The organism is Labrys sp. WJW, from assembly GCF_001676615.1.
In the GTDB taxonomy this organism is placed as follows: domain Bacteria; phylum Pseudomonadota; class Alphaproteobacteria; order Rhizobiales; family Labraceae; genus Labrys; species Labrys sedimenti.
In genome coordinates this window covers 1-452 of the sequence record NZ_LYXZ01000110.1, presented here as the reverse complement: position 1 = coordinate 452, position 452 = coordinate 1, and the positions used below count along the sequence as shown (strand labels likewise).

At 66.4% G+C, this 452-nt stretch carries 1 pseudogene; it reads left to right on the top strand.

The window, feature by feature from the left end:
* A pseudogene (locus BA190_RS34830) lies at positions 1 to 336 on the top strand (electron transfer flavoprotein subunit beta/FixA family protein); the annotation flags it as partial.
* Positions 337 to 452: the final 116 nt, after the last annotated feature.

Genomic DNA, 452 nt, shown 5'->3' with positions numbered 1-452 from the left:
CAGGGCACCTTCGCCTCCAAGCTCGAGGTGGGCGGCGACAAGATCGACGTCGTCAGGGAGGTCGATGGCGGCCTGCAGACGGTTGCGCTCAACCTGCCGGCGATCATCACCACGGACCTGCGCCTCAACGAGCCGCGCTACGCCTCGCTGCCCAACATCATGAAGGCCAAGAAGAAGCCGATCGACGAGACCAGCCCGGAGGCGCTCGGCGTCGACATCGCCCCGCGCCTGACGGTGGTGAAGACGGTGGAGCCGGCGGCCCGCCAGGCCGGCAAGAAGGTCGCCTCGGTGGCCGAGTTGGTCGACAAGCTCAAGAACGAAGCCGGCGTCATCTGAGCCGAGAAGGAAACCTCTATCATGACCACTCTTCTCATCGCCGAGATCGACGCGACCGGCCTCAAGGACGTCACCAACCGCGCCCTCACCGCCGCCAAGGAACTCGGCGCTCCGGT